This window comes from Methylobacterium sp. XJLW, from assembly GCF_003254375.1.
Lineage (GTDB): Bacteria > Pseudomonadota > Alphaproteobacteria > Rhizobiales > Beijerinckiaceae > Methylobacterium > Methylobacterium fujisawaense.
Genome location: NZ_CP016429.1, coordinates 4,337,600 through 4,356,931, shown reverse-complemented (window position 1 = coordinate 4,356,931; position 19,332 = coordinate 4,337,600). Strand labels below are relative to the sequence as shown.

The 19,332-nt window shown below is 71.5% G+C and carries 14 protein-coding genes and 1 pseudogene; 8 read left to right on the top strand and 7 right to left on the bottom strand.

Annotated elements, in window-relative coordinates; translation table 11 throughout:
* Positions 1 to 253: 253 nt before the first annotated feature.
* The 4 genes from glpK to A3862_RS20250 all read right to left on the bottom strand — a co-directional run bounded on the left by glpK (position 254) and on the right by A3862_RS20250 (position 4,768).
* Complete coding sequence (glpK, locus tag A3862_RS20265) at positions 254 to 1,759, bottom strand: glycerol kinase GlpK (RefSeq protein ID WP_043757431.1); 1,506 nt, start codon at positions 1,757 to 1,759, stop codon at positions 254 to 256.
* 55 nt (positions 1,760 to 1,814) lie between these two features.
* Positions 1,815 to 3,347, bottom strand: coding sequence for a glycerol-3-phosphate dehydrogenase (gene glpD / locus A3862_RS20260; protein WP_043352535.1), 1,533 nt, complete (start codon positions 3,345 to 3,347; stop codon positions 1,815 to 1,817).
* 84 nt (positions 3,348 to 3,431) lie between these two features.
* The gene (locus tag A3862_RS20255) at positions 3,432 to 4,253 is read right to left on the bottom strand and encodes a DeoR/GlpR family DNA-binding transcription regulator (RefSeq protein ID WP_043352536.1); all 822 of its coding nucleotides are present in this window, start codon (positions 4,251 to 4,253) and stop codon (positions 3,432 to 3,434) included.
* Positions 4,254 to 4,522: 269 nt separating this feature from the next.
* On the bottom strand, positions 4,523 to 4,768 hold the full coding sequence (locus A3862_RS20250) for a hypothetical protein (RefSeq protein ID WP_051044842.1): 246 nt from the start codon (positions 4,766 to 4,768) through the stop codon (positions 4,523 to 4,525).
* Between the two features lie 206 nt (positions 4,769 to 4,974).
* On the opposite strand from A3862_RS20250, the gene A3862_RS20245 reads away from it, so the two are divergent.
* The 8 genes and pseudogenes from A3862_RS20245 (at position 4,975) to A3862_RS20210 (ending at position 16,224) form a co-directional block, all read left to right on the top strand.
* A complete protein-coding gene (locus A3862_RS20245; RefSeq protein WP_043352540.1) occupies positions 4,975 to 5,469 on the top strand; it encodes a chemotaxis protein CheW in 495 nt (164 codons plus the stop codon).
* Between the two features lie 7 nt (positions 5,470 to 5,476).
* Complete coding sequence (locus A3862_RS20240; RefSeq protein WP_111473918.1) at positions 5,477 to 7,027, top strand: CheR family methyltransferase; 1,551 nt, start codon at positions 5,477 to 5,479, stop codon at positions 7,025 to 7,027.
* The gene (locus tag A3862_RS20235) at positions 7,027 to 7,599 is read left to right on the top strand and encodes a chemotaxis protein CheW (protein WP_043352543.1); all 573 of its coding nucleotides are present in this window, start codon (positions 7,027 to 7,029) and stop codon (positions 7,597 to 7,599) included. The genes A3862_RS20240 and A3862_RS20235 overlap by 1 nt, the downstream gene beginning before the upstream one ends.
* A 37-nt stretch (positions 7,600 to 7,636) precedes the next feature.
* Positions 7,637 to 9,309 (top strand): annotated as a pseudogene (locus A3862_RS20230) (methyl-accepting chemotaxis protein).
* Positions 9,310 to 9,322: 13 nt separating this feature from the next.
* The gene (locus tag A3862_RS20225) at positions 9,323 to 11,563 is read left to right on the top strand and encodes a hybrid sensor histidine kinase/response regulator (RefSeq protein ID WP_043757440.1); all 2,241 of its coding nucleotides are present in this window, start codon (positions 9,323 to 9,325) and stop codon (positions 11,561 to 11,563) included.
* Positions 11,560 to 12,627, top strand: a complete 1,068-nt coding sequence (gene cheB, locus A3862_RS20220; RefSeq protein ID WP_043387373.1) for a chemotaxis-specific protein-glutamate methyltransferase CheB — start codon at positions 11,560 to 11,562, stop codon at positions 12,625 to 12,627. Before A3862_RS20225 ends, cheB begins: the two co-directional genes overlap by 4 nt.
* A complete protein-coding gene (locus A3862_RS20215; RefSeq protein ID WP_043387375.1) occupies positions 12,624 to 14,345 on the top strand; it encodes a response regulator in 1,722 nt (573 codons plus the stop codon). The genes cheB and A3862_RS20215 overlap by 4 nt, the downstream gene beginning before the upstream one ends.
* Entirely contained in the window at positions 14,338 to 16,224 is a 1,887-nt protein-coding gene (locus A3862_RS20210; RefSeq protein ID WP_043355050.1) for a response regulator, read from the top strand. The genes A3862_RS20215 and A3862_RS20210 overlap by 8 nt, the downstream gene beginning before the upstream one ends.
* A gap of 476 nt (positions 16,225 to 16,700) precedes the next feature.
* On the opposite strand, the gene rplQ is transcribed toward A3862_RS20210, so the two are convergent.
* The 3 genes from rplQ to A3862_RS20195 form a co-directional block, all read right to left on the bottom strand.
* Positions 16,701 to 17,111 (bottom strand): 50S ribosomal protein L17, encoded by a 411-nt coding sequence (gene rplQ / locus A3862_RS20205; RefSeq protein WP_043355049.1) that lies wholly within the window; start codon positions 17,109 to 17,111, stop codon positions 16,701 to 16,703.
* A gap of 200 nt (positions 17,112 to 17,311) precedes the next feature.
* A complete protein-coding gene (locus A3862_RS20200; RefSeq protein WP_010686165.1) occupies positions 17,312 to 18,331 on the bottom strand; it encodes a DNA-directed RNA polymerase subunit alpha in 1,020 nt (339 codons plus the stop codon).
* Positions 18,332 to 18,439: 108 nt separating this feature from the next.
* Positions 18,440 to 19,312, bottom strand: a complete 873-nt coding sequence (locus tag A3862_RS20195) for an MBL fold metallo-hydrolase (protein ID WP_043355054.1) — start codon at positions 19,310 to 19,312, stop codon at positions 18,440 to 18,442.
* Positions 19,313 to 19,332 lie beyond the last annotated feature (20 nt).

The window sequence follows — 19,332 nt, the reverse complement described above, 5'->3', positions numbered from 1 at the left end:
TTTGTAAGAGTTAAAAGCTTGTGCGAGCGTGTGGCCGCCGAAGGCGGTCACCGAATGTCCGACCGTTTCCGGTCTTCACCCGCATCCTGAGATGCGGGCGCGGAGCGGCCGCCTGGAAAGAGCCTCCAGCCGGCCGCGCGATCTGTGGAGGCCTCCTTCGAGGCGGCTGCGCCCCACCTCAGGATGAGGTCGCGGCGGGCGGGATCGGATCACGACGGACCCCGAGCCCGCGCACGGGCCCGAGAGCCGTTCGTCAATCCTCGTCGGTCTTCCAGTCGAAGGAGCGCTGCACCGCCCGGCCCCAGGCCGCGGCGATCTTCTCGCGCTGGCCGGCATCCATCTTCGGCGTCCAGCGCTTGTCGACGCCCCAGTTGCGCTTGAGATCGTCGAGCCCCTTCCAGTAGCCGACCGCGAGGCCCGCCGCGTAGGCGGCGCCGAGCGCGGTGGTCTCGGCCACCTTCGGGCGCACCACCGGCACGTCGAGCAGGTCGGACTGGAACTGCATGAGCGTGTTGTTGGCGACCATGCCGCCATCGGCCCGCAACTCCTTCACCGGGATGCCGGAATCCTTGGCCATCGCCTGCAGCACCTCGCGGGTCTGGAAGGCGGTCGCCTCCAGCACCGAGCGGGCGATGTGGCCGCGGTTGACGTAGCGGGTAAGCCCGATGATCAGGCCGCGGGCACCCTCGTTCCAGTGCGGGGCGTAGAGCCCCGAGAAGGCCGGCACGAAGTAGACGCCGCCGTTGTCCTCGACCGTCGTGGCGAGCGTCTCGACCTCGGCGGAATCCTTGATCATGTGCAGGTTGTCGCGCAGCCACTGCACCAGGGCGCCCGTGATGGCGATCGAGCCTTCGAGGGCGTAGGCCGGCTTCTGCCCGTCGAGGCGGTAGGCCAGCGTGGTGACGAGGCCGGCCTTCGACGGGACCGGCTCGGTGCCGGTGTTCATCAGCGCGAAGCAGCCGGTGCCGTAGGTGTTCTTGGCCTCGCCCGGCGCGAAGCAGGTCTGGCCGAACAGCGCCGCCTGCTGGTCGCCCAGGATGCCGGCGATCGGCACGCCGGCGAAGGGCGCCTTGGTCTCCCCGTAGACCTCGCTCGACGAGACGATCTTCGGCAGCATCGCCCGCGGGATGCCGAAGGTCTCAAGCATGCCGTCGTCCCAGTCGAGGGTCTTGAGCGACATGAGCTGCGTGCGGCTGGCATTGGTCACGTCGGTGACGTGAAGGCCGCCCTCCGTCCCGCCGGTCAGGTTCCAGACGAGCCAGGTGTCGATGTTGCCGAACAGCACGTCGCCGGCTTCGGCCTTCTCCCGGGCCCCCGCGACGTGGTCGAGGAGCCAGCGGAGTTTGAGTCCGGAGAAATAGCTCGCCAGCGGCAGGCCGGTGAGATCCCGGAACCGGTCGCGGCCGCCGTCGCGGGCAAACTCGCCCACCAGCCGGTCGTTGCGGGTGTCCTGCCAGACCAGGGCATTGTGCAGGGGCTTGCCGGTCGTCCGGTCCCAGATCAGCGTGGTCTCGCGCTGGTTGGTGATGCCCACGGCCGCCAGATCGGAGGGCTGGAGCCCGCCTTTCTCCAGCGCCTCGCGCATCACCGCCTGCGTCTTGGTCCAGATCTCGCCGGCGTCATGCTCGACATGGCCCGGGGCCGGGTAGATCTGCGCATGCTCGGCCTGGGCCAGCGCGATCACGCTGCCCTCGCGGTCGAACACGATGAAGCGGCTGCTCGTGGTGCCCTGGTCGATGGCCCCGACGTAACGGCTCATCGTTCCCTCCCCTGTGATGCCCGACCGGTCTGGCGCCGGATCGAGGCCGAAAAGATCAGGCTGCCTCGGCCTTGCGGTCGAGGTAGGCGGTCAGGCGCGCCGCGCTGTCCGCGCTGGTGCGCAGGCCGAGCTTGGAGCGCCGCCAGAGGATATCCTCGGCGGTCACGGCCCATTCCTCGGTGCGCAGGTAATCGACCTCGGCCGCCGTGAGCCCGCCGTCGAAGACCTCGCCGAGATCGGCCATGGATTGCGCGGTCCCGACGATGTCCCGGGCCCGGGTGCCGTAGGCGCGGGCGAGGCGCCGGGCGGTCTCGTCGGGCAGGAACGGCTTCTCGGCCCTCAGCTTGGCGAGGAACTGGTCGAAATCGGCATCCTTCATGGCGCCCCCGGGCAGGACCGCGTCGCCGGTCCAGGTCTTCCTGAGCGCCGGGAAGTACGGCTTCAGCTTCTCCAGCGCGTGCTCGGCGAGCCGCCGGTAGGTGGTGATCTTGCCGCCGAAGACCGAGAGCACCGCCGCCCGTCCGCCCTGGTCCTCGACGTCAAGGACGTAGTCGCGGGTCACCGCCGAGGCGTTCTCGGCCGCGTCGTCGTAGAGCGGGCGCACGCCCGAATAGCTCCAGACCACATCGGCCGGGGTGATCTTGGTGTCGAAGGAGCGGTTGATGCAGCCGCACAGGTAGTCGGTCTCTTCCGGCGAGATCGAGACCGGGCCGGGCTCGCCTTCGTAGGGGACGTCGGTGGTGCCGATCAGCGTGAAGTCCCGTTCGTAGGGAATCGCGAAGATGATGCGCTTGTCGGGCTGCTGCAGGATGTAGGCCTGATCGCCCGCGAACAGGCGCTTGACCACGATGTGGCTGCCCTTGATCAGGCGGACCGCCGCGCGGCTGTTGATGCCCAGCGTGCCGCCGAGCGTCTCGCTGACCCAGGGGCCGGCGGCATTCACCACCGCCCTGGCCCGGACGGTGCGCTCGGTCCCGCCGCGCTCGTCGCGCAGCGTCGCGACCCAGCCGTCGCCCTCGCGCCGGGCCGAGACGACGCCGGTGCGGGTCAGCACCGTGGCGCCGCGCTCGCGGGCATCCATGGCGTTGAGCACGACGAGGCGGCTGTCCTCGACCCAGCAGTCGGAATAGACGAAGCCGCGCTTGAGGCGCTTCTGCAGCGGCGCGCCGTAATCGGAGCTGCGCAGGTCGACGCCGTGGGAGCCCGGCAGCGTCCGCAGCCGCGCCAGATGATCGTAGAGGAACAGGCCGAGCCGCAGCATCCAGGCCGGGCGCAGGCCCTCGTCGTGGGGCAGCACGAAGCGCAGCGGCCAGATCACGTGCGGCGCGAGCCGCAGCAGCCGTTCGCGCTCCGCCAGCGCCTCCCGGACGAGACGGAACTCGTAATATTCGAGGTAGCGCAGGCCGCCATGGATCAGCTTCGTCGAGGAGGACGACGTGAATCCCGCGAGATCCCCGCGCTCGGCCAGCAGGACCGACAGGCCCCGGCCGGCTGCGTCCCGGGCGATGCCGGTGCCGTTGATGCCGCCGCCGACGATCAGGAGATCGTAGGCGTCGGACGGCTCGCGCTGGCGCGTTGCTGCCGCCATGGTTCCTCCAAGGCCGCCCTGATGGCGGATTGGCATAATATTGACACGGCCGTGTGTTTTCGCAAGCGAAAAAATGGATGTTCGTTACGGTTCGTCCGCGCTGTCGGCCACCGCGAGGGTGACACCCTGGCGCTCCATGAGCGCGACCACCTCGGCCGGCGGCATCCGGTCCGTGAAGAAGGTGTCCACCTGCTCCAGACGCCCGACCTGGACCATCGGCCGACGACCGAACTTGGTGTGGTCGGCCACCAGGAAGGTCTTGCGGGCATGGGCCAGGATGGTCTGCGTCGCCCGGACTTCCTCGTAATCGTAGTCGAGGAGCGCCCCGTCGGCGTCGATGCCGCTGATGCCGATCACCGCCACGTCGACGCGGAACTGGCTGAGGGTGTCGCAGGTGAGCTGGCCCAGCACGGCGCCGTCGCGGTTGCGCACGGTCCCGCCGGCCACGACGATGCGGAACTCGGTGGCCTCGGCCAGGGAGATCGCGACGTTGAGGTTGTTGGTGATGATGCTGAGATCGTCGTGCCGGGTCAGCTCCCGGGCGACGGCCTCCGGGGTCGTGCCGATGTTTATGAAGACCGAGCAATGCGATGGGATGCGGCTCGCCGCGAGGCGGCCGATCCGGCTCTTCTCCGGCAGCAGGGTGACGCGGCGGTCGGCGTAGTCGATGTTCTCGACGCTCGACGGCAGGCCGCCGCCGCCGCGATAGCGCTCCAGGCGGCCCTCGGCGCTCAATTCGTTGAGGTCGCGGCGGATCGTCTGGACGGTGACGCCGAACTGCGTCGCCAGGGCCTCAATGGTGACGAAGCCGCGCTGCCGCACCGCCGTGACGATGGCGCTGCGTCGCCCCTCGACGCCGGTCGCCTCGACCCTGTCGTCGGATCTCCGGTCGAGCGGTCGTGACATCGATACTCCCTCGCGTTGCCTCCGGCCGCCGCACCGCTGTAACGGTGCTCGGCCGATGTTCGTTTGCGAACATTTTTCGTTGTCGAAGGCCGCCGCGCAAGCTTGGACCGCCTGTGGCCGGCCCGCAACCGCCGTCGGTCCGAACTATGATTCAAGGGTGCGCGGACGCCCGGCCCGCCGGCGAGCGGGCACAAAAAAGGCCTGCCGCGCATGCGACAGGCCAAGCCACCCGGGCGGTGCCGTCTTCGGCACGCCCTGGGGCCCTTCGATCACATGTTGTGGCGCATCCGGCGGTGATGCTTCATCATCTTCTTGTGCTTCATGCGCTTGCGCATCATCGGACGCTGGGCCGGAGCGGCGCCCTGCTCCATCGCGGCGGCCTCGCCGGCGCGCTCCATGCCGCCGCGCGGGCCACCGGCCTGCGCGCCAGAGGCGTTGTAGGGCGAGTTACCCTGGGCGTAGGCGGAGCCCGCGAGGAGCGTCAGCGACGCGGCGGCCAACAGAAGTTTCCTCATCATCAATCCCTGGCGTAGACCGGCGCAGGCAAAGCGTCGCACCTCGTCAGGCGCGTTGCCGCTGCGTCGGAAAATAAGCGGCCCAGACGAGACTTGGTTCCGCAGTCCCCGCCCTTGCAGCGCACAATTGCCGGGAGCGTTAACTCGGCCTATGTCGCGTCCCGTCCCGGCCCGGCCGCGACCGAGCACGAGGGGAGCGGGTGGCGGTGGCCAGCAGCGGTTCGGCCTATCTCCTGCTGGATGTCGCCGGCACGGCCTGCGCCCTGCCCCGCAGCGCGGTCGCCGAGATCCTGCCGCTCCCGGATCTCCACACGCCCCCCGCGGCCGGAGGCTGGCTCCTCGGCTTCCTCAATCTCGGCGGCGCGCCGGTTCCGGTGATCGATCTGGCGACCCTGCTGGGCCTGCGCCCGGCGGTCGCGGCGCCCGGCCTCTACGCCCACCTCGCGCTGATGCAGGGCGAGGCCGTCGCCTATCTCGTCGATCGCGTCGCGGATCTCATGACCGTCCCGGACTCCGCGATCCGGCAGGCCGAGGAGGCCGATACCCTCAACGGCTGCGTCGCCGCCGAGCTGGTCCTCGGCGAGCGCCTCGTCCACGCGCTGGCGCCGGAGCGTCTCCTGACCGCGCAGGAACGCATCCGCGTCGACGCCCTGACGCGGGCCGCCGCCGAACGTCTCGCCGCGCTGCCGCACTCCGTCTGACCGCGCGATGGCCCGTCCGGGTAGTCCCCGTCCCGATCTGGGTGCCGATCCCGCCTACGCGCCCCTCAAGGCGCGGATCATCGCGCGCACCGGCCATCATTACTACATCGACAAGGACGAATTGCTGATCGAGCGGCTGCACCGCCGCTTCCGCGCCGCGGCCGTGGCCGACTGCGCCGCTTACGCGGGTCTCCTGTCTGACGGCGCGTCGGGAGAGGCGGAATGGGCCCGGCTCGAGGCCGAGATCACCGTCGGCGAGACGTTCTTCTTCCGCTACGCCGAGCAGTTCCAGGCGCTGCGCGAGACGATCCTGCCGGCGCTGATCGCCGCCCGGGGCTCCGAACGCGTCCTGCGCATCTGGAGTGCGGGCTGCTCCACGGGGGCCGAGCCCTATTCCCTGGCGATCCTGGTGCACGAACTGCTCGGCGATGCCCTGCCCGACTGGCGGGTCTCGATCCTCGGAACCGATATCAGCACCGAGGCGCTGGCCACCGCCCGCGCCGCCGAGTACGGCCGATGGGCCCTGCGGACGATGCCGCCGGAGGACCGGCTGCGCTACTTCACCCGTCTGCCGGCCGCTCCGGGCATCCGGCGCGAGGGCGGCTACGCCCTGCGGCCGGAATTCCGCGGACCGGTCCGGTTCGAGCGGGGCAACCTGCTCACCCTTGCCGCCCCCGTTCCGTCGCAGGGCGAGCCGTTCGACCTGATCCTCTGCCGGAACGTGCTGATCTACTTCGAGGCCCGGACGGTGGCCGCCGTGGTGCGCGGTCTGGGCCGCAGGCTGCGGCCGGACGGGTGGCTGCTGCTCGGCCACGCCGAGCCGAGTCCCGCCTTCGCGAGCTTCCTCGACGCCGTCAGCCTGCCCGGCACCGTGGCCTACCGCCCTCGCCCCGAGGCGCCGCCGCTCGCCCTGGCCGCCGTGCCGGCGGCGGATCCGCCCCGTCCGGCGCCACAGGGGGCGGAGCCGTGCGGCCAGAAGCCCAGCCGGATTCCGACCCCGTCCGCCGCGGCCGTCGACGCGGCCGTCGACGCTGCTGCCGATCCCGCCCCGAACCCGGCTGCCGATGCCGCAGCCGGGACGATCTCCGCCGAGACGATCTCCGCCGAGACGGGGCCCCCGGACGCTTGGTCGGCCGAGGAGGAGGCGGGAGGGCTCGACCGCATCCGCACGCTCGCCGATGCCGGGGAGACCGGCGCGGCCTGGCGGGCCCTGCGGACCGCGCTGGATCGAGATCCGACCGACACGGCCCTGCGCTTCTACGAGGGGCTGCTGGCCCATACCCTCGGGCGCGACGCCGAGGCCGAGCGGGCGCTTCGGGCCGCGCTCTACCTCGACCGGGGCTTCGTGATGGCGCACTATCACCTCGGCCTGCTGCTGATCGCGCTGCAGCGCCCGCACGAGGCCGTTCGCGCCCTCGACAATGCCGTCGCCTTGAGTCAAGCCCTCGGGCCGGACACGGCGCTGCCCGAGGGCGACGGCGCCTCCGCCGGCGAGATCGCGGCCAGTGCGGCCGCGGCCCGCGCCGCGCTCGGCGTCACCGACAGCAGGAGGTCCTGATGGGGGCACGCCCGAGTGCGCAGGAGGCCCGGCCGCGGACGCGGCCGGAGCGGGATCTGCGCGCCGAGCGCGCGGTCGCCCTCGCCCGCCGCGGTGCGGTCGCGGCGGCCGCCGGCCTGGACATCGACCAGCTCGTCTGCGCCTGCGGCAGCGAGCGTTATGGCCTGCCCCTGGCAGCCGTCGCGCAGGTCCTCCCGTCACGCCCCTGCACGCCGATGCCCGGCGCGGTGCCGGCGCTGGACGGCCTCATCGCCCTGTCCGGGCGGATCGTCGGGGTCCTCAGCCTCGCCCGGGCTCTCGGCCGGCCCGACGCGGCATCGGATGCGGGGTCGGAGGGTCATCTGATCGTGCTGCGCGGGCCCCATCCGCAGCCCCTCGCCCTCGCGGTGGACCGCGTGCTCGGCATCGCCCGGGTCGCCGCCTCCGGCGAGGCCGCGGTCGATCCCGACGGCTTGGGCAACGAGGCCGCTTCGGTCTATGCGCCGGGCTCCGCCTCCGGAGCGGTCGGCGACGGCCGCCCCGACTTCGTTGTCATCGACCTCCCCCGTCTCCTGCGCCGCGCCCTGCCCTGAAACGGGCCGCCTGCCCCAACCGGAGCCCTCCCCGCCCGTGTCGCTCTCGATCGGAAAACGCATCCTTCTCGGCTTCTTCGCCATCACCGCCGTGGTGGTGGCGCTCGGGCTCTACGCCCTTGAGCAGATCGGAGCGGTGCGCGACACGACCGACGCGATCGTCCGGCGGGACATGACGGTCCTGCGCCAGCTCGACGATCTCGGGAACGAGGCGCGCGATCTCGGTCTCCTGCGCCGCACCGCCGTGATCGGGATGCTGATGCAGGCTCAGGGCCGCCCGGCCCAGACCGGCGAGACCCTCACGGCCTGGCGCCAGACCGCGGCCCAGGTGGAGAACCGGCTCGCCACGACGATCCAGCTCGCCGGCGAGTACCGGGCGCAGGGGATTTCCGCCGAGCGCATCGCGGCCTGGGACCGCATCGCCGCCGCGGCGAACACGGTCCAGGGCTTCTTCCGCGAGGTCAAGGCCCAGGGCGAAGCGCAGTTCGCCGCCATCGCCCAGCAGGATGTCGCGGCGGTCGAGGCCCGCAACGCGGAGATCAGCCGCCTGCAGGCGCCCTTCCTCGACGGGATCAAGAACCTCCGGTCGCAACTCGACGGCAGCATGGCCCTGGGCCAGCGCGCCGCGCAGGCGGTCTACGAGCGCTCGCGCCTCTCGATCTACCTGACCCTGGGCGCCTCGGTGCTGCTGGCGCTCCTGATCACGTGGCTGATCAGCCGCGCGGTGGTGCGCCCCCTCGAATCGGTCATGGCCTTCGTCGCCCGCGTCGGCGAGGGCGACCTGTCCGGCCAGCTGACGGCGGGCGGCCGCGACGAGATCGGTCAGCTCTCCGCGCGTCTCAACACGATGGTTGCGGGTCTGTCGGATCTGGCGCGGACCAACCGGGCGGCGACGGCGGATCTGAACGCGGCGGCGGCGGAGATCCGCGCCTCGGCGCAGGAGCAGGCGGCCTCGGTGGAGCAGCAATTCGCGGCGGTGCAGGAGACGGCGGCCACGGTCGACGAGATCACCCATTCGGGCGCGCAGATCAGCAAGCGGGCCACCGAGGTGATCGCCACCGCCCAGGCGACCGCGCAGACCTCCCGCCAGGGCCTGCGCGCCGTGTCCGACACCGCCAAGGCCATGGAGGCGATCCGCGAGCAGGCGGAGGCGGTGGCCGGCAACATCGTCAGCCTGTCGGAGAAGACCCAGACGATCGGCGACATCATCGAGACGGTCAACGACATCTCGGAGCGCACGCACCTGCTGGCGCTCAACGCCGCCATCGAGGCGGCGGCGGCCGGCGAGAGCGGGCGCAGCTTCGCGGTGGTCGCCTCCGAGATGAAGCTCCTGGCCGATCAGGCCAAGGCGGCCACCGGCCAGGTGCGGGGATCCTGGGCGAGATCCAGCGGGGCATCAACACCTCGGTGATGCTCACCGAGGAGGCGGTCAAGCGCGCCGCCGCCGGCAAGACGCGCTCGGACACGACGCAGCGGACCATCGAGGAGATCACCGCCCGGGTGGAGGAGAACGTCCAGACCTTCCAGCAGATCGTCGCCTCGACCAACCAGCAGCAGCTCGGCATCGAGCAGGTGATGGGCGCGCTCCAGAACATCCGCCAGGCCAGCCAGCAGACCGCGGCCGGCACCCGGCAGGTCGAGGCCGCCTCCGCGAACCTCACCGAGCTCGCCCAGGCCCTCATGGCCCTCGCCGAACGCTACCGGAACTGAGGCGGCGCGCCCCTTGGCCGAGGACATCCGCAAGCTCCTGCTCGCCGCCTTCGATGTGGAGCATCGGGAGCACGTCACGGCGATCCGCGGGGCGCTCGGCAGCGCCACGCCGGATTGGAACGACGTCTTCCGCCGGGCCCACAGCCTGAAGGGGGCGGCGCGCGCCGTCGACCTCCCCGCGGTCGAGGCGGTCGCCCACCGCCTCGAGACCCTGTTCGAGGGCGTGCGCACCGGCGCCACCGCCCTCGACCGCGAGGCGGCCAACGCCGTCCACCTCGTCCTCGACCGGATCGAGTCCTACGTCGCCGGCCTCACGGACGGGGCCGGCCCGGAGATGCCGCCCGATGCCCTGGCGGCGCTCGGGCGCCTCCTCGATCTGCCCGGGGAAACGCCGCCGCCCGGCCCGGCGTCGGCTCCGGCCCCGAGCCCGCCCGCCATGCCATCGGCCCCGTCACCGACCCCGTCACCGGCCGCGCCTGCGCCGAAGCCGGCCCCCGAGCCGGCCGAAGCCTCCGCCGCCATCCTGCGGGTGCCGGCGGACGCCGTCGAGGCGCTGGCCCGGGCGAGCCACGATCTGGCCAGCACCCTGGCGGGCCAAGCGCCCGCAGCCGACGGCCTCGCCCGCCTCGCCCGCCTCGCCCGCGACCTGCGCCTCGGCGCGGAGACCATCGCCGCCGGGGCCGGCGCGGAGCGGCCCGAATGGCGCGCCTTCGCGGCCCGCGCCGACGCTTTCGCCCGGGAGGCCGCGGATCTGTCGCGGCGCCAAGCTTCTGCGACCAGCGCGGTCGAGGGGGCGGCGACCCGCGTCCGGGCCGCCGCCGAGCGCCTCGCCCTGGTGCCGGCCGAGACCGTGCTGGCGCCGCTGGCCCGGTCGCTGCGCGAGACGGCCCGGGAGCAGGGCCGCGAGGTCGATATCGACCTGCGGGGCCTCGACCTGCCGGTGGAGCGTGGCACGCTGCAGGCCCTGAAGGATCCGCTGCTCCACGCCCTCCGCAACGCCCTCAGCCACGGCTGGGAGGCGCCGGAGGTGCGGCGCGCGGCCGGCAAGCCGGAGGCCCTGGGCCTCGGGCTCGCGGTCGCAGTGCAGGGCTCCCGCCTTCAGGTCACCGTCTTCGACGATGGGCCCGGGCCGGACCTCGCCCGGATCGAGGCGGCGGCCCGGGCCCGCGGCCTCCTCGGCCCCGCGGCCGCCGCCGACCCGGAGACCCTGCTGCGCCTCGTCTTCGAGCCCGGCTTCTCCACCGCCGAGGCGGTCGATACCCTGTCGGGGCGCGGCTACGGCCTCTCGGTCGCCGCGGACGCCGCCCGCCAGCTCATGGGCAGCGTCCGCCTGGAGCCGCGCGATCCGGCCGGCACCGCCCTGATCTTCAGCCTGCCGCTCTCGGCGGCCCGGCGCAGCCTGCTGCTGGTCGAGGCGGCCGGGCGCAGCTACGCGCTGCCGGGGGGCGCCGTGGAGCGCCTCCTGCGCCTCAAGCGCGGCGAACTCCCGGTCGCGATGGGGCGGACGATCCTGCGGCTCGGTGAGGGGGATGCGGCGACGAGCCACCCGGTCACGGACCTCGCCGCGATCCTCGGACAGTCGGCCGATCCCGCCGATCCCGGCATGCTGACCGCCGTGGTGCTGCGGACCCGCGGCGGCCGTCTGGCCCTTTCGGTCGATCGTCTGCACGACGTCCGTCCGTTCCTGGTCCTGCCCGCGCCCGCCTTCGGGGCCGATCCGGGCCTGATCGCCGGCACGGCGGTCCTGCACGGGGACGTGCCGGTCCTGGTCCTCGATCCCGAGGGGATCGCGGTTCGCGCCCTGGCCGGGGCGCCGGGCGGGTCGCTCGGAACGATGGGGCCGGCTCAACGTTCGACGACTCCCGTGTCGCCGCGCGCATCCGCCCGCGCAACGATTCTGGTCGTCGACGATTCGATCACCACCCGGACCTTGGAGAAGGGCATCTTGGAAGCCGCCGGCTACCGTGTGGTCGTTTGCGTCGACGGGCAGGATGCCCTCGAACGGCTGCGCGCCGAGATCGAGCCCGTGGACCTGGTCCTCGCCGACGTGGAGATGCCACGGCTCGACGGGTTCGGCCTGCTCAAGGCCCTCCGGGCCGACGAGCGCTTCGCCCGGCTTCCGACGATCCTGATGACCTCCCGCGGGGATGCCGCCGACGTCGCCCGGGGCCTGGATCTCGGCGCCGACGCCTACCTCACCAAGCAGAAGTTCGACCAGCGCCAGTTGCTGGATACGATCGGGCAGCTCCTATGACCCCCGTCCGTGTGATGCTCGTGGAGGACAGCCTCGTGGTGCGCGAGCTGCTGCGCCACATCGTCTCCCGCGATCCCCGCCTCGAACTCGTGGCCGCGGTCGCCTCCGGCGAGGAGGCCCTCGACAAGCTCCGGACCGTGCGGCCGGACGTGATCTCGATGGATATCCGCCTTCCGGGCATCGACGGCCTCGAGACGACCCGCCGGATCATGGCCGAGCACCCGACACCGATCGTCGTCGTGGCGGATTCGGTCGAGGATTCCTCGCTGCGCATCTCCATGAACGCGCTGCGGGCCGGGGCCCTGTCGGTGGTCGAGAAGCCGGTGGCCACGACCCATGCCGGCTATGAGGGCGTGGCCGGCGAAATCTGCACGCAGCTGCGGATCATGGCCCAGGTTCCGGTCATCCGCCGCCGCCCGATCGGCACCGAATGGGCGGGCCGTGCCGTCGCTGCGCCCCACGCGCCGCCGGCCGAGCTGACCGGGCAGGCGCCGAGCCTCCTGGGCATCGCCGCCTCGACGGGCGGCCCCCCGGCGCTGGCGCGGGTGATCGGCGCCCTGCCCCAGGATTTCCCGCTGCCGGTGCTGGTGGTCCAGCACATGGGGGCGGCCTTCATGGACGGGTTCGCCAGCTGGCTCGACAGCGTCGTGACCCTGCCGGTGGCGCTGGCCCGGGACGGGGAGCGGGCCGAAGCCGGCCGCGTCTACGTGGCTCCGGGCGACCGCCACCTGGAGATCGGCTCCGGCCGGATCCTGCGGGTGATCGACTCCGCGCCGGTCTCGGGCCAGCGCCCCGCCGCCACCGTGCTGTTCCGGTCCATGGCCCGGCAATCCGGAGCCTCCGGCATCGGCGTGCTGCTCACCGGCATGGGCGAGGACGGAGCCATCGGTCTCGCCGACATGCAGAAGGCCGGCGCCCAGACCGTCGCCGAGCATGAGAGCACCGCGGTCGTCTACGGCATGCCGGCGGCGGCCGTACGGCTCGGGGCCGCCCGGGCCGTTCTCCCCCTCGACCGCATCGCCGACCACGTCCTGCGCCTCGTGGACGGGGGGGCTCGGCCGTGATCGAGGCCGGCACGGTTGAGGTGCCGGCCCGGATCCTGCTCGTCGAGGATTCGGAGACGCAGGCCCTGGAGCTGCGTCTGCTCCTGGAGGCGCATGGATTCGCCGTGGAGCGCTGCGCCTCCGCCGAGACCGCCCTCGACCACCTCAACCGCAGCCAGCCCGATCTCGTGGTGGCCGACTATCACCTGCCGGGCATGAACGGCGACGAGCTGATCCGGCAGATGCGCCTGTCCCTGCGCACCCGGGCCCTCCCCGTCCTGATGCTGACCGGCGGCAGCGGGGGCGAGCGTCAGGGCCTCGAGAGCGGCGCCGACGCCTACCTGCCGAAATCCGCCGATCGCGACCTCATGATCCTGCGGATCCGCGCCCTGCTGCGCGAGCGTCGCCCCGCGAGCGAGGGCGAGGGCCCGGGTGCGGCCGCGTTCCGGCGCGGGCGGATCCTGGTGATCGACGGGAGCGCGACGTACCGGACCTTCCTCGCCGGCCTGATGGGCCAGGACGGCCATCACGTGGTCAGCGCCGACGGGCCGGACGCGGCGCTGGCCGCCCTGGACGCGGCGGCCGGCGCCGAGGCCTTCGACTGCGTGACGGTCGATCTCCTGGGCCACGCCTATGACGGCCTCGCCCTGTGCCAGGTGATCAGCGAGCGGCGCTCCGGCCAGGCGGCGGGTGCGGGCTTCCACCTCGTCGGGATCGCCGGCAGCGATCCGGCCAAGACTTTCCTCGTCGAAGCCTACGCGGCCGGGGCCGACGACGTGGTCTCGAAGACCGATGCCGAGGTCCTGGCGCTGCGGGTGCGCGGCTTCGTGCGGCGGCGCCTGCTGGAGGAGGATGACCGGCGCATCGCCGGCCAGTTCGGCGAGCGCGAGCGGGCGGTGGAGCGCGCCCGCGCCGAGGCCGAGGCGGCCGAGGCGCGGGCCGGGCTCGCCGACGCCCTGGAGCGCGCCAACCGCGACCTCGCCGACGCCAATCGCCAACTCACCGAGGCGCAGTCCAAGCTCGTCCAGGCCGCCAAGATGGCGTCGCTGGGCGAACTGGTGGCCGGCATCGCGCACGAGATCAACAACCCGCTGGCCTTCATCCTGGCCCATCAGGGCACGGTCGAACGCCTGCTCGGCGAATTGCCGGATGCCGCGCCGGACGCGGCCGCCCGCGCCGTCGACAAGGCCCGGCAACGGGTCGGCTCGATGCGGATGGGGCTGACCCGGATCCAGGATCTCGTGCTGAACCTGCGGAAGTTCTCGCGCCTCGACGAGGGCGAACGTGCCCTGGTCAACGTCCCGGAGGCGATCGAGACGGTGCTGGCCCTGATCCAGCACAAGCTCGGCGACCGGATCGCCGTGGAGCGCAGCTTCGCGGGGCGCGCCGAGATCCACTGCACCCCGGCGCTGCTCAATCAGGTGGTGATGAACATCCTGGGCAACGCCGCCGACGCGATGCCGGAGGGCGGCACGATCCGGATCACGACCCAGTCGAGCCCAGAGTTCGACGAGATCCGTATCAGCGATACCGGTCCCGGAATCCCGGATACGTTGCGGGAGAAGATCTTCGAGCCGTTCTTCACGACGAAACCGGTGGGGTCCGGTACCGGTCTGGGTCTTGCGATTGCATACAGCGTCGTTCAAGCGCATAGCGGCTCGCTCACCGTGGAGACGGCCCCGGGTGGGGGAGCCTGCTTCGTGATCGGGATCCCGCGGCAGGCGCCAGTGCATGAGTGACGGTACGGCAGGTGTAGGGACGATCCTGGCCGTCGACGACGAGCCGGATATCCTGATCGCCCTGGAGGACCTGTTCGAGGAGTCCTACCGGGTGCTGACGACCTCGCGCCCGGCGGAGGCGCTGGAGATCCTGCGCGCCGAGCCCGACATCGCCGTCGTGCTCTCCGACCAGCGCATGCCCGGCCTGACCGGCGACGCGCTCCTCGCCGAGGCCCGGACCTTTCACGACGCGCAGGCGATCCTGCTGACCGGCTACGCCGACATCACCGCGGTGATCGCCGCCCTCAACCGCGGCGGCATCGTCGGTTACGTCACCAAGCCCTGGGATGCCGGCCTGCTGCGCTCCACCGTCCGGCAGGCCTTCGAGCGCCATAGCCTCGGCCGGGACCTCGCCACCGAGCGGGCGCTCCTGCGCGGCCTCCTCGACCACGCCCAGGACGCGATCAGCTTCAAGGACGCCCAGGGCCGGTTCGTGCGGCTGAACGCCCGCAAGGCCGCCCTCCTCGGCCACGACATCGCCGCCTGCCTCGGGCGGCGCGAGGGCGAGCTCCTCGGCCCGAAGGCGGCTCCGGTGACGGCGGCGGACGAGGCGGCGATCCGCTCCGGGGCGGTGGCCGAGAGCCTCATCAGCGATGGCCCGACGGGGGCCGAGCAGTGGAGCCACGTGACGCGCGTGCCGATCCGCGACGCCGGCGGCTCGATCAGCCACCTCGCGATGATCGAGCGCGACGTGACCGAGCAGCGGACCCTGGAGGCCCGGCTGCGGCAATCGGACAAGATGCAGGCGCTGGGCACCCTCGCGGGGGGCATCGCGCACGATTTCAACAATCTCCTGACCGCGATCCTCGGCAGCCTCGAACTCGCCGCCCCGAAGGTTGCCGACCAACCGCGGGTCCAGCGGCTGATCGAGAACGCCCGCGGAGCCGCCGAACGCGGCGCGTCCCTGACGAAGCGCCTCCTCAGCTTCAGCCGTGCCCACGACCTCCAGGCACGGGCCGTCGACGTGAACACCCTGATCACCGGGATGAGCGACCTGTTCGGGCGCAGCCTCGGCGGCCTCGTCACGGTCCGGACCGACCTCGAGGAGGGTCTTGCGGCGGTCCAGGTCGATCCGGACCAGCTCGAACTCGCCGTGCTCAACCTCTGCATCAACGCCCGGGACGCCATGCCGGACGGGGGCGCCATCACGGTGGCGACCCGGCAACTCAGCATCGGCGGCGATCCCGAGATCGCCGACGGCACCTATCTGGGCATCAGCGTCACCGACGAGGGCACCGGCATACCGGAGGAGATCCTGCGCCGGGTCTGCGAGCCGTTCTTCACAACCAAGGCGGTCGGCCAGGGGACGGGGCTCGGGCTCGCCATGGTGTTCGGCCTCGCACAGCAATCCAAGGGCCGGCTGGTGATCGACAGCGTGGTCGGGCGCGGTACCCGTGTCGAGCTGGCTCTGCCCTTCGCCGATCAAGCCCCCGAGCAGGCCGCCGAGGCGTCCGGTGCCGCCCCGGTCGCCGGCCGGCGCGCCCGCGTCCTCATCGTCGACGACGACCCGCAGGTGCGGCACGTGACGGCCTCCTTCCTGACCGGATTCGGCCACAGCACCACGGAGGCCGGCGATGGCGAGGCTGCGCTCCGGCTTCTCCAGGGGGACCGCTACGACATCGTCGTGGCCGATCTGGCCATGCCCGGCATGAGCGGCATCGAGCTGGCCGCCGAGATCCGCGACCGGGATCCGCACATGCCGGTCCTGATCCTCACGGGCCACGCCGATGCGATGCAGATCCCCGAGGACCTGCCGGTGCTCGCCAAGCCGTTCCGCTCGGCCGATCTCGCGGCCCGGGTCGCCACGCTGCTGGAGGGTGCGGTCGGGACCTCCGTCTGAGGGGGGCTTGCAACCAACCGGTTGCCGGCTCATTCTCTCTCCGTGGAGCCCGATGGCTCCGGGTTACGAAGAGGAGGTGGACCATGAGCAATCACGGCATCTTCCCGCGCCGCAGGCGTGACAACGATCTGGACCAGGACGGTCCACCGGACGAGTTCCGGCAGGGATAGGGGTTTTCGGAACGCGGCGCGGTCGAGTTCCCGGCCCGTCCGATACGGGCCGCCAGGGCGAGCTCCCGCGACCATCCGAGACGTGGACCCTGCTACAGACCCGTCGGCGCGAGCCGGCGGGTTTTTTTTATGACTCGCGCATCCTCATCGCGAGCGGAGCGACCCAGGGACACGCGACAGCTTGAGACCGCGCGCTGCCTTGGATTGCTTCGCTCCGCTCGCCAGGACGCGAAACGCAAGAAGCCGCCCCGGATGAGCCGGGACGGCTTCTCAGACATCGGGAGCGTCGGAACGCCCTTCGAGGGATCAGGCGGCCTCGGCGACCTGGCTCGGACCGGAATCCTTGCCGCGGGCCTCGACGTCGCGATCGACGAACTCGATCACGGCCATCGGGGCGTTGTCACCCTGGCGGAAGCCGGCCTTCATGATGCGGCAATAGCCGCCCGGACGGCCCTTGTAGCGCGGGCCGAGCACGGTGAAGAGCTTCTTGACCATGTCGGCATCGCGCAGCTGCGCCATGGCGAGACGACGGGTGTGAACGCTGTCGATGCGGCCGAGCGTGATCAGCTTTTCCACCACCGGGCGCAGATCCTTGGCCTTCGGCAGGGTCGTGATGATCTGCTCGTGCTTGAGCAGAGCGACCGACATGTTGGCGAACATCGCCTTGCGATGCTCGGCGGTGCGGTTGAAACGGCGGCCGCGATAACCGTGACGCATGGTGCTGGCTTCCTTTTCGTCTCGGCCGCCGTGCCACGGTACGGCCGGGTGCCCCGAAATCGGGGCGGTTGATTCCGCATGACCCTGCGGCGGGATTCTTTCGGGACCTCGCGTCGGCTCGGCGAAGTCCCGGGTCTGGACCGGCCGAACCGACGGCGCCGTACAGCGCCGCCCCGTTCAGCCCGAGGCGGCTTCGCCTCTCAGTAGTGCTCCTCGAAGCGCTTGGCGAGGTCCTCGATGTTCTCCGGCGGCCAGCCGGGGATGTCCATGCCGAGGTGCAGGCCCATGCCGGCGAGCACTTCCTTGATCTCGTTGAGCGACTTGCGGCCGAAGTTCGGGGTCCGCAGCATCTCGCCCTCGGACTTCTGGATGAGGTCGCCGATATAGACGATGTTGTCGTTCTTCAGGCAGTTCGCCGAACGGACCGACAGCTCCAGCTCGTCCACCTTCTTAAGCAGCGCCGGGTTGAAGGGCAGCTGCGGCGCGAGCGGCGCGGCCTCTTCCTTGCGCGGATCCTCGAAGTTCACGAAGACCTGCAGCTGGTCCTGGATGATGCGGGCGGCATAGGCCAGCGCATCCTCCGGCGAGACCGCGCCGTTGGTCTCCACCGTCATGGTGAGCTTGTCCTTGTCGAGATCCTGGCCCTCGCGGGTCGTCTCGACGCGGTAGCTGACCTTGGTGACCGGCGAGAACAGCGAGTCGACCGGGATCAGGCCGATCGGGGCGTCCTCGGGGCGGTTGCGCTCAGCCGGGACGTAGCCCTTGCCGGTGGCGACCGTGAACTCCATCCGGATCTCGGCGCCGTCGTCCAGCGTGCAGATCACGAGGTCGGGGTTCAGGATCTGGATGTCGCCGACCGTGCCGATGTCGCCGGCCGTGACGAGGCCCGGGCCGGTCTTGCGCAGGGTCATGCGCTTGGGCGCGTCCGTCTGCGAGCGGATGGCGATGGTCTTGATGTTGAGGACGATGTCGGTCACGTCCTCGCGCACGCCGGGGATCGACGAGAACTCGTGCAGCACGCCGTCGATCTGCACCGAGGTCACGGCCGCGCCCTGGAGCGACGACAGGAGCACCCGGCGCAGGGCGTTGCCCAGCGTCGTGCCGAAGCCGCGCTCGAGCGGCTCGGCGACGACGGTCGCGACCCGCTTGGGGTCGTCGCCGGTCGTGACCTGCAGCTTGTTCGGCTTGATCAGTTCCTGCCAATTCTTCTGAATGACCACGATCCTACCTCTCGTCCATGCCCGGGATCCGCGACGCCCGTTCCCGCGCTTCGGCCGTTCGGCGCCGCCCCTTGGCGCCCCGAACGGTCCCTGAATCCGTGTTTGCCGTTACTCGCCGCCGACCCAGAGTGCCGGAACGAAGCTGTATCCCGCCCCGTCCCGATCCACGTAGCCGAGCGCCGGGAATTCGAGATGCGAGCCGGCGATGAAGGTCCGCTCGCTCGCCACCGCGTCCATGATCTTCTTGCGCGTCTCCCGCGCCTGATCTCCGTCGACGTCGAAGCCCACACCCGCCTGCGGGTTCTTGAACTGGATCGCCGGCAGGTGCACCACATCCGTCCACATCAGCAGCGACTGTCCACCGGAGACGATGCGGAAACCGCAATGGCCCGGCGTATGGCCGGGCAGATGGAGTGCGGTAATGCCGGGCAGAACCTCGCCACCCCGATGCTCCCGCATCCGCTTGGCATAGGGCGCCACGGCCTTCCGGGCGCCCTCGAAATACGGCTTGGCCGCATCCGGCGCCCGCGACAGGGCCTCGTCCGGCAGCCAGTGGGCCGCCTCGTCGGCGTGAACCACGATCTCGGCGTTCGGGTATCGGGCCGCACCGTCCTTCACGAGCCCGCCCACATGGTCGGGATGCAGGTGGGTGACGAGAACGGTTTCGATCTCCTCCGGCTTGACGCCCGTGAGCGCCAGCGCCGCGCCGGCCCGGCCGAGGGTCTCGGCCGGAGCCAGATCGCCATAGCCCGTATCGATCAGCACCGGCTTGCGGCCGGCGCCGGTGATCAGGAAGGCGTTCAGCGTGATCTTGGGCTGCTCGGTGCGGAAGCCCGCCACCTGTAGCCGCCCGGCCTCCTCCTGGGAGATCCCCGTGACGAGATCGAGGCTGGCCTGAAACCAGCCGTCGTTGAGCGCGGTGACCGTAAGGTCGCCGAGGTTCCAACGCAGCACGCCCGGAAGCGGCTTCGATCCCGTCATGAGCTTCTCCGTCAAAAGGC